This is a genomic window from Streptomyces dysideae (genome assembly GCF_001514305.1).
GTDB lineage: Bacteria > Actinomycetota > Actinomycetes > Streptomycetales > Streptomycetaceae > Streptomyces > Streptomyces dysideae.
On sequence record NZ_KQ949083.1, the window covers coordinates 1 to 25,534 of the forward strand.

The following is a 25,534-nucleotide window of genomic DNA, read 5'->3' on the forward strand; positions in this document are numbered from 1 at the left end:
GGCGGTCAGGACGTCGGCGCGGACGCCGACCATCCGGACCCGTTTGGCCGGTCTGCGCAGCCGCGTTATGTCCCGGGACCGGATCTCGTTCGGACGGGTGGCCGGCAGTTCCGGTTTGGCGTGCGCTGGGTGGACGGCGTTGCGGCGACGCTCACGGACCTCGTCATGCTCGCGCAGTGCGGTACATGGTGGACACGCCGGCCACGTACACGCCTCGGTCGGGCGCTGTCACGTTGTTGGGTGCGTGAGTGCCTGGCAGCGTGCTGGAGTGTGGCCGGTCCGGGTGTCGGCGTAGGACACGATGACGCCGCGCTCCAGCATGAGCTCCTCGACCTCGCGGAAGCTGAGCGGGAACCGGAAGTACAGCCACATGCAGTGCGAGATGATCTCGACCGGGTACCGGTGCCCCTTGTACGACGGCGACGCGGACGACACGGGCGATTGTCTGTAAGCACGTGAATGGGCACCACGGTACGGACGAGTTTTGGTACCACCGTCGAACCGGTGGCCGACCGTTCACCCCGGCCCCTGACTGCCTCTTCTCGCTGGCTGCGCCTGTGCATCAGCCCATCACCGGGCCGGCGGTCGAACGGCTGTCGGAGCCAAAAGAACCTGGTGCGCTGGTACCCGAACTCGTGCTTATAGACAGGCGATCCCATCCAGACGCGATCAACCACAAGATCATCCCACCCCGCTCAGTCAACGTGACAATGCCCTTCGGCGAGGTGCTGGTAGGTGCCGGGGCGGGTCGTGGTCACGGTTCTTCTTCGGGTAGAACGCGGTGCGGGTTCGTCGTCCTCGAGGAAGCCGTGGCAGCCGGGAACGTGGCCGGGTACGGCATCGCCAAGTGAGCGGGCCTGGAAGAAGAGGCGTTCACGGTGGGGGAGCTGCTCGCCCTGGCCGCCGGTGCCGAAGGCGGCGGGCACCGCCTGGTCGCGGTCCAAACCGTGCGCCGGGCCGACCTCCTGTTTCCTGCACTGGTGGTCGTGGCGATGATCTACAGCAGCGGGCTGCGATGACCTTCCCGAACACGCGAGGCCGGATGGCTACCTGGCTCCGCTCATCGCCACGCCCACGGAGTGGGTCACGGTCCTCGGAAAGCCCGTCCAGGACCGCTTCGACTGGGGCATCAGCAGAGTCAGGCAGCGATGGACGCCGCGGGGATCAGCTCGTTCTACCCGGAGGAGCGCACGGTCTTCGAAGAGGGACTGCGAGACGAAGAGGAGCAGGCGGAGTTCGTCGTGCAGCGCCGAGCTACACCCAAAGCATTCCGGGCTCTCCAAGCACAGGAGAGGCTCGCTCTGGGGGAGGCGTACACGGTGTCCGGCCACGTGCTGGTGCACCAGGCGGGCGATGCCTTTACGATCAAGCAACTTAGCCGGCGCGCGTACCGGCTTATGGAGCTTCTCGGGCTCCGTCGCGTCAGGCTCTACGACGCACGCTCGCCGTGCTTCACCTTCCTGGCCAACAACGGTGTCCCGGATCACATCCTCGCGCGATGGGCCGGGCACACAAATATCAAGACGACCAAGCGGTGGTACGTCAAGCCGGATGCAGAGGATCTTCGCGAAGCTGCCACCACTTGGGATGGCCTGCACGGGGTTGCGGAGGAGGGGCAAGCGTGAGCCACGCGGACTACCAGCCGAGCCAAGCGGGGACAGATCTTGTTCACCGTGTGTGGTGTTCAAGCTGCTGTTGGGCGGGACTCTGGAAGGTTTCCAGGTGAGTCACGCCGAGCCTCGTACGTGCCATCACACTCGATGCTGCAACCCGAACCGCCCGGGGGTGCCCAAGAGGGGAGAGCCTTGCTCGTAGCGACTGAGGGACGGCACGCGCCCGGAGGACCTACTGTCGACACGGCCACGAGTGCACGCCGGAGGACATGTACCTGGACTCTCGTCGGCAGGTCCGGCAGCGCCGGAGCAGGGCAAGGCCCGCTAGGTCCACCCTCCCCCGGCGATGTGACATCTCGTGACAGATGAGAGGGTCAGGCGAGTGAGTGAGACACCGAAGAGCGCCCTGCAATACCGCTTTGACGGGCCAGAAGACGCCCCTGTCCTGATCCTGGGGCCCTCACTTGGTACCACATGGCACATGTGGGACCGGCAGGTGCCCGAGCTGACGAAGCAGTGGCGTGTCTTTCGGTTCGACCTGCCGGGACACGGCGGTGCCCCCGCGTACCCGGCGGGCTCGCTCGCCGATCTCGCCGGACGCCTGCTCGTCACCCTCGAGGGCCTCGGCGTGCAGCGCTTCGGCTACGCGGGCTGTGCGTTCGGCGGCGCGATCGGCATCGAGCTGGCCCTGCGCCACCCGGAGCGGCTCGCCTCGCTCGCGCTCATCGCCGCGTCCCCGCGCTTCGGCACGGCCGACGAGTTCCGGCAGCGCGGAGTGATCGTTCGCACGAACGGCCTCGACCCCATCGCCCGGAGCTCCCCCGACCGCTGGTTCACCACCGGTTTCGCCGCCGCCCAGCCCGCGATCACCGACTGGGCCGTGCAGATGGTCCGCACCACCGACCCCGGCTGCTACATCACCGCCTGCGAGGCGCTCGCCTCCTTCGACGTACGGGGCGAACTCGGCCGCGTCGGCGTCCCCACCCTCGTCCTCGTCGGCTCCGACGACCAGGTCACCGGCCCCGCCGAGGCCCGCACCCTCGTCGCCGGCATACCGGACGCCCGCCTCGCAGTCGTACCCGGCGCCTCCCATCTCGTACCGGTCGAGCAGCCCGCCGCCGTCACCGATCTCCTCGTCCGGCACTTCTCCACCGCCTGGCAGCCCGCCTTCGACTCGACGACCGGCCAGATGGCGATCCAGGCGGCGCCCGTCAAGCCCGTGCTGGCCGCGGCCCCGCAGCCCGCGCCGATCGCCGAGATCGCCCCGGCCGTCGCCGTACCGCCGCAGACGTCGGGGCGGCCCGACCCGTACGACGCGGGGATCAAGGTGCGCCGCGAGGTGCTCGGCGACGCGCACGTGGACCGGGCGCTGGCGCAGGCCGACGAGTTCTCGGGGGACTTCCAGGAGTTCATCACCCGCTACGCCTGGGGCGAGATCTGGGACAGACCCGGCCTCGACCGCCGCTCCCGCAGCTGCGTCACCCTCACCGCCCTGGTCGCCGGCGGCCACCTGGACGAACTCGCCTTCCACACCCGCGCCGCCCTGCGCAACGGCCTCACCCCGAACGAGATCAAGGAAGTGCTGCTCCAGGCGGCCGTCTACTGCGGCGTACCCGCGGCGAACAGCGCGTTCAAGGTCGCCCAGCAGGTCATAAGGGAGGAGACCACTCCCACCGAGTGAGCCCGGCTTCCCGGCCGGGGGGCAGGATGGTGCCCATGAAGCTCACGAAGAAGTCGCACGCCTGCGTCCGCCTCGAGAAGGACGGGCAGACGCTCGTCCTCGACCCCGGGGGATTCAGCGAGGAGGACGCCGCCGTCGGCGCGGACGCGATCCTCGTCACACACGAGCATCCCGACCACTTCAACGAGGAGCGACTGCGGGCGGCCATGGAAGCGAACCCGGCCGCCGAGATCTGGACCCTCGCGTCGGTCGCGGAGAAGATCTCCGCCGCCTTCCCCGGTCGCGTCCACACCGTCGGCCACGGCGACACGTTCACGGCCGCCGGCTTCGACGTCCAGGTGCACGGCGAGCTGCACGCCGTGATCCACCCCGACATCCCGCGCATCACCAACGTCGGCTACCTCGTCGACGCCGGCAAGGTCTTCCACCCGGGCGACGCCCTCACCGTCCCCGACCACGCCGTCGAGACGCTGATGCTCCCGGTCATGGCGCCCTGGAACAAGATCGCCGAGGTCATCGACTACGTCCGCGAGGTCAAGCCGCGGCGCGCCTACGACATCCACGACGCCCTGCTCACCGACCTCGCCCGCCCGATCTACGACAACCAGATCGGCGCGCTCGGCGGCTCGGAGCATCTCCGGCTGGCGCCGGGGGAGACCACGCTCCTGTGACTGTCAGACCCGCCGGGTAGGTTGTGAGGCATGCGCATCGCGACCTGGAACGTGAACTCGATCACCGCCCGCCTGCCGAGGCTCCTGGCCTGGCTGGAGAGCAGCGGCACCGACGTGCTGTGCCTCCAGGAGGCCAAGGTCGCCGAGGAGCAGTTCCCGTTCGACCAGCTGCGTGGCCTCGGTTACGAGGCGGCGGTCAACGCCACCGGCCGGTGGAACGGCGTGGCGGTGCTCTCCCGTGTAGGCCTCAAGGAAGTGGTCAAGGGGCTGCCCGGCGACCCCGGCTACGACGGCGCCGAGGAGCCCCGCGCCATCTCCGCGACCTGCGGCCCGGTCCGCGTCTGGTCGGTGTACGTGCCGAACGGCCGCGAGGTGGACCACCCCCACTACGCCTACAAGCTCCAGTGGTTCGAGTCCCTCAAGGCGGCTGTCGCGGGCGACGCGGGCGGCAGCCGCCCGTTCGCGGTGCTGGGCGACTACAACGTGGCGCCGACGGACGACGACGTCTACGACGTGGCCGCCTTCGAGGGCCTCACCCACGTCACCCCCGCCGAGCGCGCCGCCCTCGCCTCCCTGCGCGAGTCCGGCCTGTCCGACGTGATCCCGCGCCCCTTGAAGTACGAGCACCCGTACACGTACTGGGACTACCGCCAGCTCTGCTTCCCGAAGAACCGCGGCATGCGCATCGACCTGGTCTACGGCAACGAGCCGTTCGCCAAGTCGGTCACCGACGCGTACGTCGACCGTGAGGAGCGCAAGGGCAAGGGCGCGTCCGATCACGCGCCGGTGGTCGTGGACCTGGACCTGTAGATCTGATCTACAGCAGTCTCAGGTCGACCGACTCCGCCAGCGCCGCCAACCCCGCGTCCCCGGGGTGCAGATGGTCCCCGCTGTCGTAGGCGGGCAGTATCCGCGCCGGGTGCGCGGGGTCGCGGAGCACGCCGTCGAAGTCGAGCACGCCGTCGAACACCCCGGAGTCCCGGATCCACGCGTTCACCGCGACCCGCTCGGCGTCGGCTGCGGCCGTGCAGCGCGTCTCGCCCTCGCACGGCAGGATCGTCGCCGCCAGCATCCGCAGCCCCCGCGCCCGCCCCCGGTCCGCGATCTCCCGCAGGCCCGCGATCACCTGCTCCGCGGTCGTGCCCCACCGCACGTCGTTGACGCCCTCGAACACCACCGCCGTACGGGCCGACGTCTGGGCGAGCACATCCCGGTCGAAGCGGTTCAGGGCGCTCACCCCGGCCGTGTCCGTCGAGACCCCGTCGCCGGGATAGCGGTCGGTGACCACACGGTTCCCCGAGATCCCCTGGTTGAGCACCCCATAGCGCGGCACCACGGTCTGGTTCAGCAGCCGGGTGGCCAGCACATTGGGCCACCGCCGGTTCGCGTCCGGCGTGGACTTGTCACCGTCGGTGATCGAGTCCCCGAACAGCACCACGGACCCCGGCCCGCCGCCCACGTCCACCCCGGTCAGCAGCGGCCAGCTCGTCAGCACCGTGGGGTACGGTGCCGCGGAGGCGTCCGCCGTGTGGTCGCCCGGTCCGCTCAGATACGACCGCTGCTGCGCGAGCCGGTGCACGGGCGCCGCCGGCACCGTCCCGGGCAGATGGAAGCTCACCAGCAGATTGGCGTCCGCAGGCACGTCGAAGCCGAGCGGATCGCTGTACGCCTGCGCCCCCGCCGGAATCCCGACGCCCGCCGCACCCCGGAAGGCCACCGGCACCGGCGTACCTCGCGCCGCCGCGCCCGCCTCCTGAACGGCCACCGTGGCGCTGCCGATCCGTACCGGCGCCGCCGCGAACGTGTTGTCGAACCGCAGCCGCACCCGCGGCCCGCCCACCGAGGTGTGCACCACCAGCCGCAGCGTCCGGTCGGTCCACGGCCCCACAGTCGGATAACCGCCCGTCGAGGTCGTCCAACTCCCCGTCCAGCCCGGGGTGGAGGCCCGCACCGCCACCGCGAACACATGCATTCCGGCCGCGTGCGGCAGTCGTACGGAGGCGACCTCGCGCCCCGTCACCAGCGGCACCGTCACGACGTACAGCCGTGCCTGCTCGGCGAGTTGGCCGCCGGGGGTGTTGAGGTGCGGCAGGGCCACCGCCTTCGTGGCGAGCGGGCCGGTGCGCCAGTCGGGGGCGGTGAGGCGGTACGCGGAGCGGGCGCCGTTCGTGTACGCCACCGTGCCCGAGCCACTCACGGCGTCACATTGCTCCGCCTCCGGGGCGCTCCAGCCGGTGTCGAGAGACCGACCGTGCTCAGCCCTTCGGGCCTCCGCGCTCCCCCACTCTCGACTTCGCTCGAGCGGAGGGACCCCCATGGCCTCTCGACACCGGCGCGCCCCTGCGGCTCCGCGGGCGCCGTCCGTGCCGGCGACCAGGAAGGCGAGCGCGCCGCCGCGGCCGCTCACACGGACGTCCTGGCCGTCGGCGCGGACGTTGTCGGGCTCGCCCGGCCGGGGGCGCGGCCAGGTCAGCCGGGCGCCCTGCACGGTCAGCTGGGCGCCGGGGGTCCAGCCGGCGGCCGTGAGGTCCTGGGCCGACAGCGAGGCGCCCGAACCGTCGAAGTCCGCTTCGCCGGGCCGGGCGTCGTCGCTGACCGCCGTGTTGTCGAAGAGCCGCTCCAGCGGGAGCGGCTCGGCTCTCTGCGCGGTGGCGGCCCGTGCCGAAGTCCACGGCACCAGCGCCGCGAACAGGGCGAGGACGACCGCTGAACTGCACACACGTCGACGCACGGCCGACTCCTCCCGCTCACGACAGCGCACAACCGTTCACGTCGAGACGAAAGACGCATCGAGAAGCTAGAGAGACACCCGGGACCCGTCAACGAGCCATGCCTGAACTCGGCGTGAAGTCGACTGGAATCGACCACCCGCGCGCCTGTGGTGCGTACGGCGGTACGAATGACACGCTGGGTGTATGAAGATCCCTTTTCTGGGCAACCGGCCCGAGAAGCGCGGGACCCCCGACCCGGAGGGCATCGCCGAACTCCTCGCCGAATGTGAACTCCTGCGCTCCCTGGCCTCCCGGGAGGGCGTCCAACTCGACGACACCGCAGCCTCGTTGGAGGCGCTCGACCAGTTGGTGCCGCGCTGGCGGGACGACGAGGAGGTGCTGTCCTGGCTGGGCAACGACGCCGGTCTGTATCTGGGCACCGTCATCGTGCGGACCGTGCCCGGTGCCGCCTGGGAGATCTGGCCGAACGGCCAGCCGGTCGTGCGGCTCGCCTCCGGCCGTGAGTTCGATGTCGTAGCCTCGGGACATGCGTGGGCGGCCAGCGGTGTGCCCGAGCTGTCGCAGCTGTACGGAGAGGTCGCGGAGACGTGAAACCCATCGAACCGCTGTCCACAGTTCGACGTAAATACGGCTAATGCCCGAAAAGTGCGTGTCGTAACGTAAGTTAATGATTGCCCGGATAGTTTGCGGCAACCACGACACAGCTGAGAGTGAGTAGGGCTGCGAATGGCCACCGATCCATTGATCGAGCTGCGTGACGTCAACAAGTACTTCGGGGAGCTGCATGTCCTGCAGGACATCAACCTCGCCGTCGGCAAGGGGGAGGTGGTCGTGGTCATCGGCCCCTCGGGGTCGGGCAAGTCCACACTGTGCAGGGCGATCAACCGGCTGGAGACCATCCACTCCGGCACCATCAGACTGGACGGACAGCCGCTCCCCGAGGAGGGCAAGGCCCTGGCGCGGCTCCGCGCCGAGGTCGGGATGGTCTTCCAGTCCTTCAACCTCTTCGCCCACAAGACGGTTCGGCAGAACATCTCGCTGGGGCAGGTCAAGGTCCGGGGGCGCAAGAAGGAGCAGGCCGACGAGCGCTCCCGTCAGCTCCTCGACCGCGTCGGCCTGGCCGACCAGGCGGACAAGTACCCGGCGCAGCTCTCCGGCGGCCAGCAGCAGCGCGTGGCCATCGCCCGGGCCCTGGCGATGGACCCGAAGCTGATGCTGTTCGACGAGCCGACCTCGGCCCTCGACCCGGAGATGATCAACGAGGTCCTGGAGGTCATGCAGCAGCTCGCCCGCGAGGGTATGACGATGGTCGTCGTCACCCATGAGATGGGCTTCGCCCGCTCGGCCGCCAACCGCGTCCTGTTCATGGACGACGGCCGCATCGTCGAGGACCGCACCCCCGAGGAGTTCTTCACCAACCCCAGCAGCGACCGCGCCAAGGACTTCCTCTCCAAGATCCTCAAGCACTGAGCGGGGCGCGGACCATGGGGAGAACAACGGCGTTCCATCACGTCCGGAAGTCCGTCGCGCCGGACCTCGACTACGATGTTCCCTCCCGCCCCGAGGCCGCGGCTGTCACCCCGGCCGGACCCAGGGACGCTGCTGCCGGGTGGGGATCCCCTCACGGCCCCTAGGAACCTTGGGGCCCGGGGGCAGCAGTCACAGAGCCATACCCGGCCGGCGCCGGCCGGAGATCACTGCTCGCGCAGCGGGACCGTCACGTATGACGGGTCGTTCGCCGGCGAGGAGAAGGTCAGCTGCGCGCCGGACGGGTTGTGCTCGATGTAGAGCGGGTCGACCGTGTCGACGACCAGGGCGAGACGGTGCCTGCCGGGACGTCGTAGGCCGTGGAGAACAGCTCCAGGTCTACGCCGAACGGCTCTCCGGGCGTCCGCCCGTGGAAGGTGTACGGCGCGTTGCTGACCAGCTTGCCGAGGCCGAGCGGCCCCACGTCGTAGAGGTACGCGACGAGGGTGCCGCTCTCCTTGGTCGGTGTCACCGTGGTGTGCAACCCGGCCGTGCCGCGCACCTGTTGGGCGGTGGCGTACTTCTCCGACTGCCATACGGCGGCCCAGCGGCGGGGGAGCAGCGGGATCGAGGCCATCGGGGGCAACTGGGCCACCTGGTCGAGGATGCTGGACAGGAAGACGACCCCGCCGTCCGCTTCCGAGTTCACGTTCGCGCGGATCGTGGTCGTGCCCGCGAGGGCGATCTTCCGGTGCGTCGCGCCGACCGACTTCCAGTCCGGGTAGCCCTCGTAGCCGCCCGTGGAACGGGATTTGAGCCGTACCGGCTGCTCGCGGTCGATGCCGTTGTCGGCGCCCCTGAGGTAGTGGTCGAACCAGCGCCGGGTGTCCGTCCACACGTCGTTGGGCAGCCCGAACAGGCCGGTGAGCTCGGCGGTCGCGTGGTCGCCGGGGTGGTCGGGAGGAAAGGTAAGGGGCCCGGTGGATACCGGGCCCCGCTTACCGTGTCGGGCCGCTGTCGTGCTGGGTGCGGCCGGATTGGAGTTCTCTCCCGCGGGTGCGGGAGACTCTCCCCTGGATCGCTCCGGGGAATTTGACAGGTCATGCCTGTCCTACGGCGACCCTCCCGGCCGTCGGAGCAACTGCGTGAGCTGCTCGGTGTGTTGGCGGCTTGGTTGTCTCCGTCAACGCAGCCAGAGTAGCAGCGCGGAGTTGCTCTGTGTGACCGCTTCGGTTCAGTTCGTGTTGGTGCTGGCGCCTGGGCCCATTTGTCGTGCGCGGCGGTGAGCAGGCTGATGCCGGCGCCGTACGAGACGCCCGCCATGCCGATGTGGCCCGCGTCGGCGGGGGTGTTGGCGAGTGCCCAGTCGATGACCTTGGAGGCGTCGGCTATGTCGGGTGGGCCCGCCACTTCTATCTCGCCGTCGGACTGCCAGAAGCCGCGCACGTTGTAACTGACCACGACATAGCCGGAGTTCGCGAGCTGCTGGGCCTGCGCGAAGTATTCGACCTGGGGCAGGCCCCACCTCGTGGGCAGCACGAGCAGCGGGTAGCGGCGGGTGCCGTCGGCGCCCGCGGGCGTCACGACGTTCGCCTTGAGGGTGGTGCCGCCGTCGCCGCTGATGTCGACGAAGCGGACGCTGTTCGGGGCCGCCTGGGCGGCGGGGGCGAGCCCGAGGGCGCCATCGGCGATCAGGGACGCGGAGACGGCGCCCACGGCGGTCGTGCGCAGGGCCTTGCGATGGTGTCCCACGGGTCACTCCTCACTCGTGTCAATGCAAAGTGACCAGACGGTAACCTCGGGCTCTTACCGCAGGTAACCCGTGAGTAAGTTACGCGGGAGTAACGATTGTTGAAGTGTGTGAAAACTCAGGAGGCACGGTGTGAGTTCCGGGGAAGGGCGGGTGCCGGCAGCGGTGCCTGTGCCGCCCGCGTCACGTCCGCGACCAGCTCGACGACGTCCGGGCCGTAGGCCTGCGAGTTGACGACCTTCAGCAGCAGTACGAAGGAGCCGCTGCCGTGCTTGCGGGAGAGCCGTTCGTGGTTGCGGGCGAGGTAGCGGGTCGCGGCCTGGTTGGTGATCGCGCGCTGGCCGCAGAACAGGAAGACCGGCCGGGACAGGCCCGGCTGTCCGGCCGTGAGCCGTGCCAGCAGCACGTACTCGGTCAGGCCGGGTTCCATGCGGTAGCGCTCGCTGCCGATCTGGAACGCCAGCCGGTCCGGGCCCGGGTCCGGGTCGGTGTTCACCCGCACCCCCGGCAGCATGGCGTGCATATGGGCCGCCATCCGCCGGTTCGATCCGGGGCCGCCGACGCAGAACTCGGTGCGCTCCCCGAAGCCCTGCCGGGCCGCGTCCTGGGTGATCACCTCGGCGTGCGCGCCGCAGTCCTTGATGAGCGCGGAGAGCTCCAGGAGCGCGAACACGTCGTAGCGGTGCACCGCGAGGTCGGGGCTGCCCGCGTCGCGGTTGACGACGAGCAGCGACTCGGAGTTGTCGGGCAGCCCGAAGAAGGCCTGCTTCCGGCGGAGCTTCCGCTTCCAGAGGTAGGTGCGGGCCAGCCAGCCGAGCGCGGCACTGATACCGGCCGCGACCACGCCCAGGACGATGTTGCGCACGTCGTCATTCATGGGCGCGCATGGTAGCGGGCGAACGCAAACCGGTGTTCGAGACGGGGCTGTTGAGGCCGGGCTGACGGGGGCATGGCGATCGATTAGGCTGCGTCAACGGCCTTTTACTGGAGGTGCGGATGCGTCGCCCTGTCGCGCGGAATCTGGCGGTCCTGGCGGTCTCGGCCGCCGTGGTGTCGGTGGGGGCGGCGGGGCCACCCACCACCGAGACCGGCACAGCCGAGAAAGTCCCGGTGGCAGTCGGCTACGGCGGTGCCGTCGCGAGCGTCGACGCGGACGCCTCCGCCGCCGGCATCGAGGTCCTGAGGAAGGGCGGCAACGCCGTCGACGCCGCCGTCGCCACGGCCGCCGCGCTCGGCGTCACCGAGCCCTACTCCGCCGGCATCGGCGGAGGCGGCTACTTCGTCTACTACGACGCCAAGTCCCGTACGGTGCACACCATCGACGGCCGGGAGACCGCACCCCTGACCGCCGGCTCCGACCTCTTCGTGGAGGACGGCAAGGCGATCCCCTTCGCCCAGGCCGTCAGCAGTGGCCTCGGCGTGGGCACGCCGGGCACGCCCGCCACCTGGCAGACGGCACTGGACAAGTGGGGCAGCAGAAAGCTCGGCACGCTGCTCCGGCCCGCCGAGCGCCTCGCCCGCGACGGTTTCGTCGTCGACGCCACCTTCCGCTCCCAGACCGCGTCGAACGAGACCCGGTTCCGCTACTTCCCGGACAGCGCCGAGCTGTTCCTGCCGGACGGCGAACTCCCGGTCGTCGGCTCCACCTTCAAGAACCCCGATCTCGCCCGTACTTACGCGGAACTGGGCCGGAAGGGCGTCGGCGCGCTCTACCGCGGCGACCTCGCCGAGGACATCGTCGACACCGTGAACGAGCCGCCCGTGGACCCCGGTTCGGGCTGGAACGCCCGCCCGGGCGAACTGTCCGTCAAGGACCTCGCGGCCTACCGCGCCAAGCTCCAGAAGCCGACGAAGACCTCGTACCGCGGCCTCGGCGTCTACTCCATCGCGCCCTCCTCCTCCGGCGGCACGACTGTCGGCGAGGCCCTCAACATCCTTGAGGGGACCGACCTTTCGAAGGCCGGCGAGGACCAGTACCTGCACCGCTACATCGAGGCCAGCCGGATCGCGTTCGCGGACCGCGGGCGCTGGGTCGGCGACCCCGCCTTCGAGGACGTGCCGGCGAAGGAACTGCTGTCGCAGAAGTACGCCGACTCGCGGGCGTGCCTCATCAAGGACGACGCGGTCCTCACCAGCCCCCTCGCTCCCGGCGACCCGCGCGACCCGGCGGCCTGCGCCACCGGCGGAACGGCGGCGCCGACGACGTACGAGGGCGACAGCACGACGCATCTCACGGCCGCCGACAAGTGGGGCAACGTCGTCGCCTATACGCTCACCATCGAGCAGACCGGCGGCAGCGGCATCACCGTGCCCGGCCGTGGCTTCATCCTCAACAACGAGCTGACGGACTTCTCCTTCACCCCGGCCAACCCGGCCGTCCACGACCCGAACCTGCCCGGCCCTGGCAAGCGGCCCCGGTCGTCGATCGCGCCGACCATCGTGCTGGACCAGCACGACAAGCCCGTGGTGGCGCTCGGTTCGCCGGGCGGGGCGACCATCATCACCACCGTGCTGCAGACCCTGACCGGGTTCCTCGACCGCGGGCTGCCGCTCGTCGACGCGATCGCCGCGCCGCGCGCCAGCCAGCGCAACGGCGCCCAGACCGACCTCGAACCCGGCCTCTACAACAGCGAGTCGAAGGCGCGGCTGGAGGCCGTCGGGCACTCCTTCCGGCTGAACCCCGAGATCGGTGCGGCCACGGCCGTACAGCGGCTGCCGAACGGGAAGTGGCTGGCCGCCGCCGAGAAGGTACGGCGGGGCGGCGGCTCGGCGATGGTCGTCCACCCGGTGCCGTAGCGGATCACAACTCCGGGGCGGGCGGCTCCTGTTCCGTACGGAACGCGAGCCGTCCGTCCTCGACGTCCACCGTCACCCGGCCGCCCTCGGCGACCCGGCCGTCCAGGAGCAGCCGGGACAGCTCGTTGTCGACCTCACGCTGGATGGTGCGGCGCAGCGGGCGGGCGCCGTACTCGGGCTGGTAGCCGCGCCGGGACAGCCAGTCGACGGCCGGGCCCGTGAAGTCGACCGTGACGCCCTGCGCGTGCAGCAGACGGCGGGTCTTGTCCAGGAGCAGGTTGGTGATCTGCTCCAGCTGGTCAGTGGTGAGCTGCCGGAAGACGACGATCTCGTCGATGCGGTTGAGGAACTCGGGCCGGAAGTGCTCACGCAGCGGCCGCAGGATCTGCTCGCGCCGCGCCTCCTCGTCGGCCTCCGCGCCACCCGGGCCGAAACCGATGCCGGCACCGCGCCGGATGATCGCCTCGGAGCCGAGGTTGCTGGTCATCACGATGACCGTGTTGGTGAAGTCCACCGTCCGGCCCTGGGAGTCGGTCAGCCGCCCGTCGTCCAGGACCTGCAGGAGGATGTTGAAGACGTCCGGGTGCGCCTTCTCCACCTCGTCGAGCAGGAGCAGCGAGTACGGGTGCCTGCGCACCACCTCCGTGAGCTGGCCGGCCTCCTCATGGCCGACGTAGCCGGGCGGGGCGCCGACCAGCCGGCTGACCGTGTGCCGTTCCTGGTACTCGCTCATGTCGAGGCGGACCATCCGCTCCTCGCTGCCGAACAGCGCCTCGGCGAGCGTACGGGCCAGCTCGGTCTTGCCGACGCCGGTCGGGCCGAGGAAGAGGAAGCTCCCGATCGGCCGGTCCGGGCTGGCCAGTCCCGCGCGGGACCGCAGCACCGCGTCGGCGACCACGCGCACCGCCTCGTCCTGGCCGACGACCCGTTCGTGCAGATGCTCCTCCAGGCCCAGGAGGCGGTCCTTCTCCTCCTGGGTGAGGCTGGCGACCGGGATGCCGGTCTGCCGGGACACCACCTGGGCGATGGCCTCCGTGGTGACCTCCAGATGCAGCCCCTCGTCGGCCTCCTCACCGCCGGAGGCCTCCGCGATCCGCTGCTTCAACTCCACGATGCGGTCCCGTAGCTGGGTCGCCTGCTCGTACTGCTCGTCGGCGACCGCCTGGTCCTTGTCCCGGGTCAGCTGCTCGACCTCGCGCTCCATGGCCCGTACGTCCGTGCCCTTGGTCCGGGCGCGCAGCCGGACCCGGGCGCCTGCCTGGTCGATCAGGTCGATGGCCTTGTCGGGCAGCCGGCGGTCGGTGAGATAGCGGTCGGACAGCTCCACGGCGGCGGTCAGCGCGTCGTCGGTGTAGCGGACCTGGTGGTGGGCCTCGTAGCGGTCGCGCAGACCACGCAGGATCTCGATCGCGTCCGCGGCCGTCGGCTCGGGGACCAGGATCGGCTGGAAGCGGCGGGAGAGCGCCGCGTCCTTCTCGATACGGCGGTACTCCTCCAGCGTCGTGGCGCCCACGACGTGCAGCTCGCCGCGGGCCAGCGCCGGCTTGAGGATGTTGCCGGCGTCCATGGAACCGCCCTCGCCGCCGCCACCGGCGCCCACGACGGTGTGCAACTCGTCGATGAACACGATGAGTTCGTCCGAGTGGGAGCGGATCTCGCCGACGATGTTGTTGAGGCGCTCCTCGAAGTCGCCGCGGAAGCGGGTGCCGGCGACCACGCCCGTCAGGTCCAGGGCGACCACCCGGCGGCTGGCGAGCACGTCCGGCACGTCGCCGTCGGCGATCCGCTGCGCCAGGCCCTCCACGATCGCGGTCTTGCCGACGCCCGCGTCGCCGATCAGCACCGGGTTGTTCTTCCCGCGCCGGGAGAGCACCTCGATGGTCTGCTCGATCTCCTCGTCCCGGCCGATCACCGGATCGACACGGCCCTGGTGCGCCAGGTCGGTGAGATCACGGCCGTACTTGTCGAGGGTCGGGGTGACGGTGGCCGCGCCGCGCGGCCGGGTGCCGTGGTCGGTGCGGGGCGCCTGCGCGGTGTCGGGGGAGTCGGGCGGCATGCCGGAGGGGGCGAAGTGGGCCGCGTTGAGGATGTGGCCGGCCGCGGAGTCGGGGTTCGCCGCGAGGGCGCTGAGCACGTGCTCCGGGCCGATGTAGCCGGCGCCGCGGGCCCGGGCCAGGTCGTGCGCGTCCAGCAGGGCGCGCTTGGCGGCGGGGGTGAGCGAGAGCGAGGTCGGCGGGGGTGCCTCGCCCGGCGGGTGCTGGACCGGGCCGGACCGCTCGTCGATCTCCGACGCCAGCTCGTCGGGGTTCGCACCGGCCCTGCTGAGCAGGGTCCGGGTCGGTTCGGCGGCGAGGGCGGCCCGCAGCAGGTGCTGGGTGTCGAGGTCCCGGCTGCCGTGCTCGGCGGCGTACTGGGCGGCGCCGCGCACCAGTTCCCTCGCCGGCTGACTGAGGAGCTGGCCGATGTTGATCTGGCGGGGGCCGGGGCGGGGGCCGCCGAAGAAGCGGGCGAGGAATTCTCCGAAGGCGTCGCCCTCCGGGCCGAGGTAGCCGCTGGTCATGGTTCGGTTCCTTCGCAGACGACTGGACGGAGCCGGGTAACCCGGGTGTGGGTCGCTTATGCCACGATTGCACGTTCCGTTGCGCTGGGCATGCGCAGGAACGCCCCAGTTTGCGGCTTGCCGCGGTCTCGCGGCTGCGGGCCGGTGGGGGCTGGTCGCGCCCACGCGGCGGAGCCGCAAATCGACACAGCCCCGCGCCCCCGGAGGTCGGTCACCTTGCCGTGAGGATCCTCGGCCCTGCCTCTGTGATCGCCACCGTGTGCTCTGCGTGAGCCGCTCGCGAACCGTCGTTCGTTCGTAGGGTCCAGCCGTCAGGGGCCTCGTGGTAGTCGTCCTTGCCGCTGGCGATCAGCATGGGCTCGAGGGCCAGGACCATGCCGTGTCTGAGAGGGAGGCCTCGGCCGGGGCGGCCCTCGTTGGGGACCGGGGGGTCCTCGTGCATGCGGCGGCCCACTCCGTGGCCGCCGAAGCCCTCGGGGATGCCGTAGCCGGCCGCGCGGCAGACCTTGCCGATCGCGTGGGCGATGTCGCCGATGCGGTTGCCGACGACGGCCGCCTCGATGCCGGCGGCCAGGGCGCGCTCGGCGGTTTCGATCAGGCGTACGTCGGCCGGGCGGGATGTGCCGACGGTGAAGCTGAGCGCCGAGTCTCCTACCCAGCCGTTGAGTTCGGCGCCGAAGTCGGCGGAGAGCAGGTCGCCGTCGCGCAGCCGGTAGTCGGTCGGGATGCCGTGCACGATCGCGTCGTTGACGGAGGTGCAGAGGACGGCGGGGTAGGGCGTGGGGGCGAAGGAGGGGCGATAGCCGAGGAAGGGTGAGGTCGCGCCCGCCCCGCGCAGCACGTCGTGCGCCAGCTCGTTCAGCTCCAGTAGGGAAACGCCCACGTCAGCGGCTTCCCGTACGGCCGTCAGGGCCTGACCGACGACCTGGCCGGCCGCGTACATCGCATCGATAGAAGTGTCTGTCTTGAGCTCCACCATGCCAATTACTATACCGGTATTAGAATGACGGCATGGTGCGCACCCCACTGACCCCCGAAGAGCGTGAACGCGGCGAGCGGCTCGGGCGGCTGCTCCGCGAGGCGCGCGGCGGCCGCAGCATGGCGGAGGTCGCGGCGGTCGCCGGGATCTCCGCGGAGACGCTGCGCAAGATCGAGACCGGCCGTGCCCCGACGCCCGCCTTCTTCACGGTGGCCGCACTGGCCCGGGCGCTCGGGCTGTCCATGGACGAACTGGCCGGGCTGTGCACGCCGGCCGTCGCGTGAGGGGGTGCACGTCACGTTCCGGGAGGGGCGGCGTACTCTGCGTCCCGTCGGAAAACTGCTCGTAGCACTCCCGTAACACAACTGGTGTTGCCTTACGGACCGGAGTGCTCCGGTCTGGCAGGAGTTGGGCAATGGCAGTGGATCAACTCCCGGGTCGGGTGCGGGAGTTCGCGAACTACCTGAACGGCCTGCTGGCGCGCCTGGATCAGGGTAGCGGCTGGTGCGGGGTGTTCTGGCAGCGCGACCCGGACGGCATGCAGGCCTGCCTCGACGGACGTGAAGTACCGCCGTGGGATGTGGTGGAGGCGCTGCTGCACGATCTCGCCGCCGACTACGGCCCCGGTGGCGTGGGCCCGGAGGCGGAACGCGCCCGTGACCTGCATGCCGCCGCACTCGCCGCGTACGATGCCCGGCCCGGCGGCCGGGACGCCCTCGGGGACCGGCTCGACGTCATGCTCCGCGAGCAGCGGTACGCCATGGAACGGCAGGCTGAGCTGGGTCGGCTGCTCGGCTCGGCGACCACCCAGGAACAGGCCGACGGCATCCGCCTCGACCTCGCCTGGGCCCGCGACGACCACGAGCGGGCCACCGCCCGGTGCGCCGAACTCCGTTCCCGGATGGCCGACTTGGACCGTCGGACGGCGGGCGGCCAGGCGGAGACCATCCGACGCGACCGGGCGGGGGAGGGCACCGTGCTCCGCGTCGACCAGTCCCCGGGGCCGGGCGACGGCAGGGGCCCCGGCTCCACGAACATGCCGCACCAGCGTGACGCGCGGTCGGCGGCGGAGTCGCATGGTTGGCGTGACGAGCGCCAGGCGGCCCCGGCCAGCGAGCCCGACCCGCACGAAGGGCAGCGGCCTGTGGCCGCACCGGCCGACTGGTACGAGGCACAGCGCGCCGCCGGTGCCGGGGCGGCGGAGCGGTATGAGGGGCGGCGCGCGGATTCCCCTGGGGCAGGGGATGTCACCGGAGCTTCTGGTTGGCGGGACGGACAGCATGCCGGCGGGGCGCGGGCGCAGGGGCGCCATGACGGGCATCCTGCGGATTCCTCCGGGGCGGATGGCCTCGGTGGGGCGTCTGGCCGGCGGGATGGGCAGTATGCCGGCGGTGGACGGGCGGCGGGGCAGTACGACGGGCATCGCGGGGATTCCACCGGCCCCGGAGACTCCGCCGGGACCTCTGGCTGGCGGGACGCACGCCATGCCCCTGACCAGCCCGACCCGGCAGGGGCCGACGCCTCGCCCGACGACTGGCGCACGGGGCAGCGCGCCGCTGGCGGCAGTGCGTCCGGCTGGCGGGCGGCGCCCCGCACCGGTGGCCGGGCCCCGGATGGGTCCGACTCGGCGGGAGCCGACGCCCCCGAGCCCGACTGGCCGGCATCCCATCCCTCCGGCGCCGAGCAGGCCGACCCCACCCCGCCCACACCTGAGCCCACCCCCGCCCCCAAGCAGCGCAAACGTCGCCGTGGCGGTGCCCGCTTCGCCGGGATGGTCGAGGAAGACGCCGCCCCCGTCGTCGTACCGCCCACCGCCGCACCCACCCTGCCCGCGCAGCCCGCCGCCGGTCGGCGCAGCCCGCGTGGGGCCCGGTTCGCCGGGGCCGCCGAGGCGGTCGCCCCCGCGGAGCCGCAGGCCCAGGCACGGGACGTGGCGGACCGGCGGGAGGTCGTCGGAACCGTGGAGACGCTGGTGCGGCTGCGCGGTGAGGGGCGTAGCGGTGAGGCACATGTGCTGCTGGTCGAGGCCGCCTACTGGCCCGCCGCCCGCTTCCCGCTGCTCGCCGTCGAGATGCAGCGCGCCGGGCTCGGTGCCGACTGGGCGACGCTGCTGTGGGAGGCCGCGTCGTTGCCCGCCGACCGGCTGGTCGAGGCCGCTGACGCGCTGACCGAGGCGGGGCGTGCCGGTGACGGGGAGCAGATCCTGCGGCAGGGCGTCGCCCGGCCCGCCGACGAGATCGGGCAGGCCGTGCTGGCGCTGGACGCAGAGGGACGGCGCCGCGAGGTGCGTGCGCTGCTCGACGCGTACGTGCGGGTCCGCACCCCGGAGGAGGCGGCCCGCAGCGCCGCGCCGGACCCGCAGACCCTCGTACCGCTGCTGCTGGAGGCCGCCCAGGGCGTCTCGGACGACCGGCACTGGGACCTCGTCCACGCCCTGCGCGTCGCCGGGTTCGCCGCCTGACCAGGCGGGCACCGACCGGCCCGGTCATGGCGGGGCCTCACCCACAGGAGTTCGAACCGTCCTCGGCCGTAGCAGAGGACTCCTGGCTCACGCCGCTCGGCCGCTCGGCGAGCGACCGAGTCTTACGCGATCAACGTCAGCCGGGTTGGAACCAGCCCGGTTACTTCGACGTAAAGAAGACCATGCACGCTTGGTGCTCACAGCGCATCGGACGCGATTCACTCGATCGAGTGGGCGGGCATCCTTCCCGGCGGGGGAAACGCCCTCTACCGTCGGCATACACGCGCGTAGACGCTCTGGCGTCCCCGTCGAAGGAGCAGCTCATGGCCAACGTCGCACGTGCCGCCCTGGTCCAGGCCACCTGGACCGGCGACACCGAGTCCATGGTGGCGAAACACGAGGCGCACGCCCGCGAGGCGGCCCGGCAGGGCGCCAAGATCATCGGGTTCCAGGAAGTCTTCAACGCTCCCTACTTCTGTCAGGTCCAGGAGCCGGAGCACTACCGCTGGGCGGAATCGGTGCCCGACGGGCCGACCGTGCGTCGTATGCAAGAGCTCGCGCGCGAAACCGGCATGGTGATCGTCGTGCCGGTCTTCGAGGTCGAGCAGACGGGCTTCTACTACAACACCGCGGCCGTGATCGACGCCGACGGCACCTTCCTCGGCAAGTACCGCAAGCACCACATCCCGCAGGTCAAGGGCTTCTGGGAGAAGTACTACTTCAAGCCGGGCAATGTCGGCTGGCCGGTCTTCGACACCGCCGTCGGCAAGGTGGGTGTGTACATCTGCTACGACCGGCACTTTCCCGAAGGCTGGCGGCAACTCGGGCTCAACGGCGCCCAGTTGGTGTACAACCCGTCGGCCACCTCGCGTGGCCTGTCCGCCCATCTCTGGCAGCTGGAGCAGCCCGCGGCCGCCGTCGCCAACGAGTACTTCGTCGCCGCGATCAACCGTGTCGGGCAGGAGGAGTACGGGGACAACGACTTCTACGGGACGAGCTACTTCGTCGATCCGCGCGGCCAGTTCGTCGGTGAGGCCGCCAGTGACAAGTCCGAGGAACTCGTCGTCCGTGACCTCGACTTCGACCTGATCGAAGAGGTCAGGCAGCAGTGGGCCTTCTACCGTGACCGCCGACCCGACGCCTACGAAGGGCTGGTGCAGCCGTGACCAAGGACCTGCTGGGACGCCACCGCGCCGTCATGCCGGACTGGCTCGCCCTCTACTACGAGGAACCGCTCGAGATCACCCACGGCGAGGGCCGGCACGTCTGGGACGCCGCGGGCAACAAGTACCTCGACTTCTTCGGCGGCATCCTCACCACGATGACCGCGCACGCGCTGCCCGAGGTGACCAAGGCGGTGAGCGAGCAGGCCGGGCGGATCATCCACTCGTCCACCCTGTATCTCAACCGGCCGATGGTCGAACTCGCCGAGCGCATCGCCCAGTTGAGCGTCATCCCGGACGCCCGTGTCTTCTTCACCACCTCCGGCACCGAGGCCAACGACACCGCCCTGCTGCTCGCGACGACGTACCGCCAGAGCAACACGATCCTGGCGATGCGCAACAGCTACCACGGCCGCTCCTTCAGTGCCGTCGGCATCACCGGCAACCGCGGCTGGTCCCCGACATCGCTGTCGCCGCTGCAGACGCTGTACGTGCACGGTGGGGTGCGGACACGTGGGCCGTACGCGCAGCTGAGCGACGACGAGTTCATCGCGGCCTGCGTCGAGGATCTGAAGGACCTGCTCGGTCACACCCGGCCCCCGGCCGCCCTGATCGCCGAACCCATCCAGGGCGTCGGTGGCTTCACCTCCCCGCCCGACGGGCTGTACGCCGCGTTCCGCGAGGTGCTCGCCGAGCGTGGCATCCTGTGGATCGCCGACGAGGTGCAGACCGGCTGGGGCCGCACCGGCGACCACTTCTGGGGCTGGCAGGCGCACGATCGGAACGGTCCGCCCGACATCCTCACCTTCGCCAAGGGCATCGGCAACGGCATGTCCATCGGCGGTGTCGTCGCCCGCGCCGAGATCATGAACTGCCTCGACTCCAACAGCATCTCGACGTTCGGCGGCACCCAGATCACCATGGCGGCCGGACTCGCCAACCTCACGTACCTGCTGGAACACGACCTGCAGGGCAACGCCCGGCGTGTCGGCGGACTGCTCCTCGAACGGCTGCGGGCCGTCGCCGCGAAGTTTCCGGGCGTACGGGAGGTGCGTGGGCGGGGGCTGATGCTCGGCGTCGAGCTGGTCAAGCCGGGTACGGACGAGGCCGATCCGGCCGCCGCGTCCGCCGTGCTGGAGGCGGCCCGCGCCGGCGGACTGCTCCTCGGCAAGGGCGGCGGCCACAACACCAGCGCCCTGCGCGTCGCCCCGCCGCTGTCCCTCACCGTCGCGGAGGCCGAGGAGGGCGCCGCGATCCTCGAGAGCGCTCTGAGGAGCATCCAGTAGCAGCACTGAGCAAGGGAAGCACCACCATGACCACCACCTCGGAGACCTGGGAACGCCTGGAACCGGCCCTGTCGGTCCGGCAGGTCCTCACCCTGGAGCGGGTGCTCGCCGGGGAGCCCGAGGTGGTGGCCGGCGCGGGACAGCTCGACAGGCCGGTGCGCTGGGTGCATGTCGCCGAGGCCCCGGACGTGGGGGTGATGCTGAGTGGGGGCGAGATGGTGCTCACCACGGGTGTGCTGCTCGCCGGTGACGTGGACAAGCAGGCCGAGTACATCCAGTCCCTGCACCGGGCCGAGGCCGCCGCCGTCGTGCTCGGCCTCGGGCGTGCCTTTCCGTCCCCGCCGGACGTGATGCGCCGGGCGGCCGAGCGGTGCGGGCTGCCCATGGTCGTCCTGCACCGGCCCTTCCCCTTCGCCGAGCTGACCGAGGAGGTCCAGTCCCGGCTGGTGCGGCGGAAGTTCGCCGCCGTCAGCCTCTCCGAGTCCGTACGGACCGCGCTCACCGGGCTCATCACCGCGGGCGCGCCCCTCCAGCGGCTGCTCGACGAGGTCGCCGCGCACAGCGCCTGCCCGGTCGTCGTCACCAACCTCGCCCACCGCGTCCTCGCCACGGCGGGGGAGCGGCCGGCCGTGGACGACGTGCTGCGCGACTGGGAGCGGATCTCCCGGCAGGCGGGCGGCAGCGAGGGCGACGGCTGGATCCGCGCCGAACTCGGCGGGCGCGGGGAGCGGTGGGGCCAGATCGTGCTGTGCGGCTACCGGGGCGACACCGCCACCGGACGCCTGCTCGCCGACCGGGCCGCCGAGGCGCTCGTCCTGCACCGCATGCTCGGCGGGGGCTCCGCGCACACCTGGGAGGAGCAGTCCGCGCAGAGCCTGCTGACCGACCTGGTGAGTGGCGTCGTACCGGCACGGCAACTGCTGCCACGCGCGCGTGCCGCCGGACTGCCGGTCAACCGGCGCACCTTCGTGCCGCTGGTCGTCCGCGAGGGGGAACCGGCCCAGCTCGAGCGGGTGCTCAGAATGCTGGGGCTGTCCGGGATCGTCGCCGAACTGGCCGACGGTGCCACCGCCGTCCTGCTGAGCCTGGCCCGGGACCAGGACGACACCGTCCTCGCCGCGAACTTCGCCGCCCGGGTCCGCTCCGAGTCGGGGGCCACCCGGACCGTCGTGGCGGCCGCCGACGCGCGCACCGTCTGGGTCGACGTACCCGCCGGACTGCGCGAGGCACAGCACGTCGCCGACGCCGTCGCCGACTCCACGACCGCCCTCGACCTCCCGGCCGTCGTCCGCCTCAAGGACGTCCATCTGCGCGGCCTGATCCGGCTGCTGCGGGACGACCCGCAGGTGCAGTCCTTCGCGGAGCGGGAGCTGGACGGGCTGCTGTGCGCGGCCGACGAGGACCTGCTCGCCGTACTGCGGACCTACCTCGCCACCGGACGCAACAAGTCCCGCACCGCGCTGCTGCACCACGTCTCGCGGCCGGCGCTCTACCGTCGGCTGGAGGCGATACAGGCGCGGCTCGGTGTGGACCTCGACGACTTCGAACAGGCCGCCTCCGTGCACATCGCACTCCTCGCACATGACGCGCAACAGGCTTGAAACATGCGACGAACTGGGGAAACGGCGGTGAAACATGGGCCCACGACAGGGTGACACCGTGGCACGCCGCACGCCCGCAGACGTGACACCGTGCAACTCAAACCCGCTCTCCGGGCTTTCTAGGCTCCTCGCACACCGAGTGACCGGAGGTCCCGATGAGCACAGTGATCCGTGCCGCCCTCTTCCAGACCGCGTGGACGGGCGACAAGGAGTCGATGATCCAGGTACACGAGCAGGCGGCCCGCGATGCGGCCGCGCAGGGTGCTCAAGTCCTGTGCTTCCAGGAGCTGTTCTACGGGCCGTACTTCTGCCAGGTCCAGGACAAGGCGTTCTACGAGTACGCCGAGCAGATCCCGAACGGCCCGATCGTCAAGCGCTTCCAGGCGCTCGCCAAGGAGCTGGGCCTCGTCCTGATCCTGCCGATGTACGAGGAGGAGCAGCCCGGCGTCCTCTACAACACGGCCGCCGTGATCGACGCGGACGGCTCGTACCTCGGCAAGTACCGCAAGCACCACATCCCGCAGGTGCCCGGCTTCTGGGAGAAGTTCTACTTCCGTCCCGGCAACGCCGGCTGGCCGGTCTTCGACACCGCCGTCGGCAAGATCGGTGTCTACATCTGCTACGACCGGCACTTCCCGGAGGGCTGGCGCGCGCTGGGTCTGGAGGGCGCCGAGATCGTCTTCAACCCGTCGGCCACCTCGCGCGGTCTGTCGGCCTACCTGTGGCAGCTGGAGCAGCCGGCCGCGGCCGTCGCCAACGAGTACTTCGTCGGCGCGATCAACCGGGTCGGCGTCGAGGAACTCGGCGACAACGACTTCTACGGGACGAGCTACTTCGTCGACCCGGAGGCCCAGTTCGTCGGCGAGGTGGCCTCCGACAAGGAGACCGAGCTCGTCGTCCGCGACCTGGACATGGCCAAGCTGCGCGAGGTGCGCGACCGCTGGCAGTTCTACCGCGACCGCCGCCCCGACGCGTACTCTCCGCTGACCGCTCCCTGACTGACCCGCACCGCCCGCGGGCCCGGTCACGGGGGCCGGGACCGCGGGACCCGTTTCCTCACGGGCTTCCTTACAAGGAAACAGCGTTGACCTCAGCGTCTCTGACTGGCTCAGTGAGCCAATCGCCTTCGCGCCCTGGTGCTGAACGGCAAAAGCGGTCAGCCCGTGTGGCACGTCCCTCCGGACACTGGTCGGCCAGGTCTCGCGACCTCACCGAGGAGGGTGCCCGACGTCGCCTGGGCACCGGGCGTGCGCGTGACACTCTGCCACCTGATCACTACGTTGCGCTAATCCGACTGCCGAGCCTCTAACCACCAGGGGGATTCCTCAGTGCACGCACGACCGGAAGGAGAGGGAGCATGAGCCGTACCGTCATCAGTGGTGGACTCGTCATCACCGCGTCCGACGAGATCCACGCAGACGTCCTGATCGAGGACGGCCGCGTCGCCGCCCTCGCCGCCGCCGGCACGACGGCCGCCGAGGCATGGACGGCCGAGCGGGTCATCGACGCCACCGGGAAGTACGTGGTCCCGGGCGGGGTCGACGCCCACACCCACATGGAGCTGCCGTTCGGCGGCACCTTCGCCTCCGACACCTTCGAGACCGGCACCCGGGCCGCCGCCTGGGGCGGGACGACCACGATCGTCGACTTCGCCGTGCAGAGCGTCGGCCAGACCCTGCGCGAGGGCCTCGACGCCTGGCACGCCAAGGCGGAGGGCAACTGCGCGATCGACTACGCCTTCCACATGATCGTCTCCGATGTGAACCAGGAGACGCTCAAGGAGATGGACCTGCTGGTCGAGGAAGGCGTGACCAGCTTCAAGCAGTTCATGGCCTACCCCGGCGTCTTCTACAGCGACGACGGCCAGATCCTGCGCGCCATGCAGCGCTCCGCCGACAACGGCGGCCTGATCATGATGCACGCCGAGAACGGCATCGCGATCGACGTACTGGTCGAACAGGCGCTCGCTCGCGGGGAGACCGACCCGCGCTACCACGGCGAGGTCCGCAAGGCCCTCCTCGAAGCCGAGGCCACCCACCGCGCCATCAAGCTCGCGCAGGTCGCCGGCGCGCCCCTGTACGTCGTGCACGTCTCGGCGATGGAGGCAGTCGCCGAGCTGGCCAAGGCACGCGACGAGGGTCTCAACGTCTTCGGCGAGACCTGCCCGCAGTACCTGTTCCTGTCGACCGACAACCTCGCCGAACCCGACTTCGAGGGCGCGAAGTACGTGTGCAGCACTCCTCTTCGCCCCAAGGAACACCAGGCCCAGCTGTGGAAGGGCCTACGCACCAACGACCTCCAGGTCGTCTCCACCGACCACTGCCCCTTCTGTTTCGTGGACCAGAAGGAGCTCGGCCGGGGCGACTTCTCCAAGATCCCCAACGGTCTGCCGGGCGTCGAGAACCGCATGGACCTGCTCCACCAGGCCGTCGTCGAGGGGCACATCTCACGCCGCCGCTGGATCGAGATCGCCTGCGCGACCCCGGCCCGCATGTTCGGCATGTACCCGAAGAAGGGCACCATCGCCCCGGGCGCGGACGCGGACATCGTCATCTACGACCCGCACGCCGAGCAGGTCATGTCCGCCGTGACGCACCACATGAACGTCGACTACTCGGCGTACGAGGGTAAGAGCACCACCGGCCGGGTCGAGACGGTCCTCTCGCGCGGCGAACCCGTCATCACCGAGCGGGAGTACACCGGGCACGCCGGGCACGGCGTCTACACCCCCCGCTCCACCTGTCAGTACCTCAACTAGGAAGGGCGCGATGGAC

General features: G+C 70.7%; 19 protein-coding genes and 3 pseudogenes. 15 read left to right on the forward strand and 7 right to left on the reverse strand.

Annotated elements, in window-relative coordinates; genetic code table 11:
• Window positions 1-291: 291 nt before the first annotated feature.
• Window positions 292-435, reverse strand: a pseudogene (locus AQJ91_RS16310) (IS6 family transposase); the annotation flags it as partial.
• A 443-nt stretch (window positions 436-878) separates the two neighbouring features.
• Here AQJ91_RS16310 and AQJ91_RS53595 point away from each other — a divergent pair.
• The 5 genes from AQJ91_RS53595 (at window position 879) to AQJ91_RS16330 (ending at window position 4,775) form a co-directional block, all read left to right on the forward strand.
• Window positions 879-1,019 carry a hypothetical protein gene (locus AQJ91_RS53595; protein WP_159054585.1) on the forward strand — a complete coding sequence of 47 codons (141 nt, stop codon included), beginning with the start codon at window positions 879-881 and terminating at the stop codon, window positions 1,017-1,019.
• A gap of 129 nt (window positions 1,020-1,148) precedes the next feature.
• On the forward strand, window positions 1,149-1,625 hold the full coding sequence (locus tag AQJ91_RS55615) for a tyrosine-type recombinase/integrase (RefSeq protein WP_234382407.1): 477 nt from the start codon (window positions 1,149-1,151) through the stop codon (window positions 1,623-1,625).
• A 370-nt stretch (window positions 1,626-1,995) separates the two neighbouring features.
• Window positions 1,996-3,294, forward strand: a complete 1,299-nt coding sequence (pcaDC, locus tag AQJ91_RS16320; protein WP_067021676.1) for a bifunctional 3-oxoadipate enol-lactonase/4-carboxymuconolactone decarboxylase PcaDC — start codon at window positions 1,996-1,998, stop codon at window positions 3,292-3,294.
• 35 nt (window positions 3,295-3,329) lie between these two features.
• On the forward strand, window positions 3,330-3,965 hold the full coding sequence (locus tag AQJ91_RS16325) for an MBL fold metallo-hydrolase (protein WP_067021678.1): 636 nt from the start codon (window positions 3,330-3,332) through the stop codon (window positions 3,963-3,965).
• A gap of 30 nt (window positions 3,966-3,995) precedes the next feature.
• On the forward strand, window positions 3,996-4,775 hold the full coding sequence (locus AQJ91_RS16330; protein WP_067021680.1) for an exodeoxyribonuclease III: 780 nt from the start codon (window positions 3,996-3,998) through the stop codon (window positions 4,773-4,775).
• Window positions 4,776-4,782: 7 nt separating this feature from the next.
• Here the strand turns inward: AQJ91_RS16330 and AQJ91_RS16335 are convergent, their stop codons facing one another.
• Window positions 4,783-6,696, reverse strand: coding sequence for an SGNH/GDSL hydrolase family protein (locus AQJ91_RS16335; RefSeq protein ID WP_234382409.1), 1,914 nt, complete (start codon window positions 6,694-6,696; stop codon window positions 4,783-4,785).
• Between the two features lie 184 nt (window positions 6,697-6,880).
• Here AQJ91_RS16335 and AQJ91_RS16340 point away from each other — a divergent pair, with 184 nt between their 5' ends.
• On the forward strand, window positions 6,881-7,288 hold the full coding sequence (locus AQJ91_RS16340; RefSeq protein ID WP_067021682.1) for a DUF6278 family protein: 408 nt from the start codon (window positions 6,881-6,883) through the stop codon (window positions 7,286-7,288).
• Between the two features lie 135 nt (window positions 7,289-7,423).
• Window positions 7,424-8,167 (forward strand): amino acid ABC transporter ATP-binding protein, encoded by a 744-nt coding sequence (locus AQJ91_RS16345; RefSeq protein WP_067021685.1) that lies wholly within the window; start codon window positions 7,424-7,426, stop codon window positions 8,165-8,167.
• A gap of 224 nt (window positions 8,168-8,391) precedes the next feature.
• Here AQJ91_RS16345 and AQJ91_RS16350 read toward each other — a convergent pair.
• From AQJ91_RS16350 to AQJ91_RS16360, 3 genes and pseudogenes are all read right to left on the reverse strand, one after another.
• Window positions 8,392-9,119, reverse strand: a pseudogene (locus AQJ91_RS16350) (CocE/NonD family hydrolase C-terminal non-catalytic domain-containing protein); the annotation flags it as partial.
• Between the two features lie 298 nt (window positions 9,120-9,417).
• A pseudogene (locus tag AQJ91_RS49470) lies at window positions 9,418-9,916 on the reverse strand (CocE/NonD family hydrolase); the annotation flags it as partial.
• A gap of 116 nt (window positions 9,917-10,032) precedes the next feature.
• Complete coding sequence (locus AQJ91_RS16360) at window positions 10,033-10,791, reverse strand: hypothetical protein (RefSeq protein WP_199847944.1); 759 nt, start codon at window positions 10,789-10,791, stop codon at window positions 10,033-10,035.
• Between the two features lie 119 nt (window positions 10,792-10,910).
• On the opposite strand from AQJ91_RS16360, the gene ggt reads away from it, so the two are divergent.
• Window positions 10,911-12,710, forward strand: coding sequence for a gamma-glutamyltransferase (gene ggt, locus AQJ91_RS16365; protein WP_067021690.1), 1,800 nt, complete (start codon window positions 10,911-10,913; stop codon window positions 12,708-12,710).
• Window positions 12,711-12,714: 4 nt separating this feature from the next.
• Here ggt and AQJ91_RS16370 read toward each other — a convergent pair whose 3' ends face one another.
• Both AQJ91_RS16370 and map read right to left on the reverse strand, forming a co-directional pair.
• Window positions 12,715-15,270, reverse strand: coding sequence for an ATP-dependent Clp protease ATP-binding subunit (locus tag AQJ91_RS16370; RefSeq protein ID WP_067021691.1), 2,556 nt, complete (start codon window positions 15,268-15,270; stop codon window positions 12,715-12,717).
• Between the two features lie 211 nt (window positions 15,271-15,481).
• On the reverse strand, window positions 15,482-16,249 hold the full coding sequence (gene map / locus AQJ91_RS16375; RefSeq protein WP_067021693.1) for a type I methionyl aminopeptidase: 768 nt from the start codon (window positions 16,247-16,249) through the stop codon (window positions 15,482-15,484).
• A 32-nt stretch (window positions 16,250-16,281) separates the two neighbouring features.
• On the opposite strand from map, the gene AQJ91_RS16380 reads away from it, so the two are divergent.
• The 7 genes from AQJ91_RS16380 to hydA all read left to right on the forward strand — a co-directional run bounded on the left by AQJ91_RS16380 (window position 16,282) and on the right by hydA (window position 25,518).
• The gene (locus tag AQJ91_RS16380; protein WP_067021695.1) at window positions 16,282-16,533 is read left to right on the forward strand and encodes a helix-turn-helix domain-containing protein; all 252 of its coding nucleotides are present in this window, start codon (window positions 16,282-16,284) and stop codon (window positions 16,531-16,533) included.
• 131 nt (window positions 16,534-16,664) lie between these two features.
• Window positions 16,665-18,710 (forward strand): hypothetical protein, encoded by a 2,046-nt coding sequence (locus tag AQJ91_RS16385; RefSeq protein ID WP_067021696.1) that lies wholly within the window; start codon window positions 16,665-16,667, stop codon window positions 18,708-18,710.
• 323 nt (window positions 18,711-19,033) lie between these two features.
• Window positions 19,034-19,876, forward strand: a complete 843-nt coding sequence (locus AQJ91_RS16390) for a nitrilase-related carbon-nitrogen hydrolase (RefSeq protein ID WP_067021698.1) — start codon at window positions 19,034-19,036, stop codon at window positions 19,874-19,876.
• Entirely contained in the window at window positions 19,873-21,159 is a 1,287-nt protein-coding gene (locus AQJ91_RS16395) for an aspartate aminotransferase family protein (RefSeq protein ID WP_067021700.1), read from the forward strand. Before AQJ91_RS16390 ends, AQJ91_RS16395 begins: the two co-directional genes overlap by 4 nt.
• Window positions 21,160-21,185: 26 nt before the next feature.
• Complete coding sequence (locus AQJ91_RS16400; RefSeq protein ID WP_067021702.1) at window positions 21,186-22,760, forward strand: PucR family transcriptional regulator; 1,575 nt, start codon at window positions 21,186-21,188, stop codon at window positions 22,758-22,760.
• 155 nt (window positions 22,761-22,915) lie between these two features.
• Window positions 22,916-23,758, forward strand: a complete 843-nt coding sequence (locus AQJ91_RS16405; RefSeq protein ID WP_067021704.1) for a nitrilase-related carbon-nitrogen hydrolase — start codon at window positions 22,916-22,918, stop codon at window positions 23,756-23,758.
• A gap of 359 nt (window positions 23,759-24,117) precedes the next feature.
• Window positions 24,118-25,518 carry a dihydropyrimidinase gene (gene hydA, locus AQJ91_RS16410; protein WP_067021706.1) on the forward strand — a complete coding sequence of 467 codons (1,401 nt, stop codon included), beginning with the start codon at window positions 24,118-24,120 and terminating at the stop codon, window positions 25,516-25,518.
• Window positions 25,519-25,534: the final 16 nt, after the last annotated feature.

Bases quoted from the DNA above. Each gene is read 5' to 3' on its own strand.
- AQJ91_RS55615 (WP_234382407.1), top strand. From the start codon at position 1,149: ATGGACGCCGCGGGGATCAGCTCGTTCTACCCGGAGGAGCGCACGGTC.
- AQJ91_RS16325 (WP_067021678.1), top strand. From the start codon at position 3,330: ATGAAGCTCACGAAGAAGTCGCACGCCTGCGTCCGCCTCGAGAAGGAC.
- AQJ91_RS16330 (WP_067021680.1), top strand. From the start codon at position 3,996: ATGCGCATCGCGACCTGGAACGTGAACTCGATCACCGCCCGCCTGCCG.
- AQJ91_RS16340 (WP_067021682.1), top strand. From the start codon at position 6,881: ATGAAGATCCCTTTTCTGGGCAACCGGCCCGAGAAGCGCGGGACCCCC.
- AQJ91_RS16345 (WP_067021685.1), top strand. From the start codon at position 7,424: ATGGCCACCGATCCATTGATCGAGCTGCGTGACGTCAACAAGTACTTC.
- AQJ91_RS16360 (WP_199847944.1), bottom strand. From the start codon at position 10,791: ATGAATGACGACGTGCGCAACATCGTCCTGGGCGTGGTCGCGGCCGGT.
- ggt (WP_067021690.1), top strand. From the start codon at position 10,911: ATGCGTCGCCCTGTCGCGCGGAATCTGGCGGTCCTGGCGGTCTCGGCC.
- AQJ91_RS16370 (WP_067021691.1), bottom strand. From the start codon at position 15,270: ATGACCAGCGGCTACCTCGGCCCGGAGGGCGACGCCTTCGGAGAATTC.
- map (WP_067021693.1), bottom strand. From the start codon at position 16,249: ATGGTGGAGCTCAAGACAGACACTTCTATCGATGCGATGTACGCGGCC.
- AQJ91_RS16380 (WP_067021695.1), top strand. From the start codon at position 16,282: ATGGTGCGCACCCCACTGACCCCCGAAGAGCGTGAACGCGGCGAGCGG.
- AQJ91_RS16385 (WP_067021696.1), top strand. From the start codon at position 16,665: ATGGCAGTGGATCAACTCCCGGGTCGGGTGCGGGAGTTCGCGAACTAC.
- AQJ91_RS16390 (WP_067021698.1), top strand. From the start codon at position 19,034: ATGGCCAACGTCGCACGTGCCGCCCTGGTCCAGGCCACCTGGACCGGC.
- AQJ91_RS16400 (WP_067021702.1), top strand. From the start codon at position 21,186: ATGACCACCACCTCGGAGACCTGGGAACGCCTGGAACCGGCCCTGTCG.
- AQJ91_RS16405 (WP_067021704.1), top strand. From the start codon at position 22,916: ATGAGCACAGTGATCCGTGCCGCCCTCTTCCAGACCGCGTGGACGGGC.
- hydA (WP_067021706.1), top strand. From the start codon at position 24,118: ATGAGCCGTACCGTCATCAGTGGTGGACTCGTCATCACCGCGTCCGAC.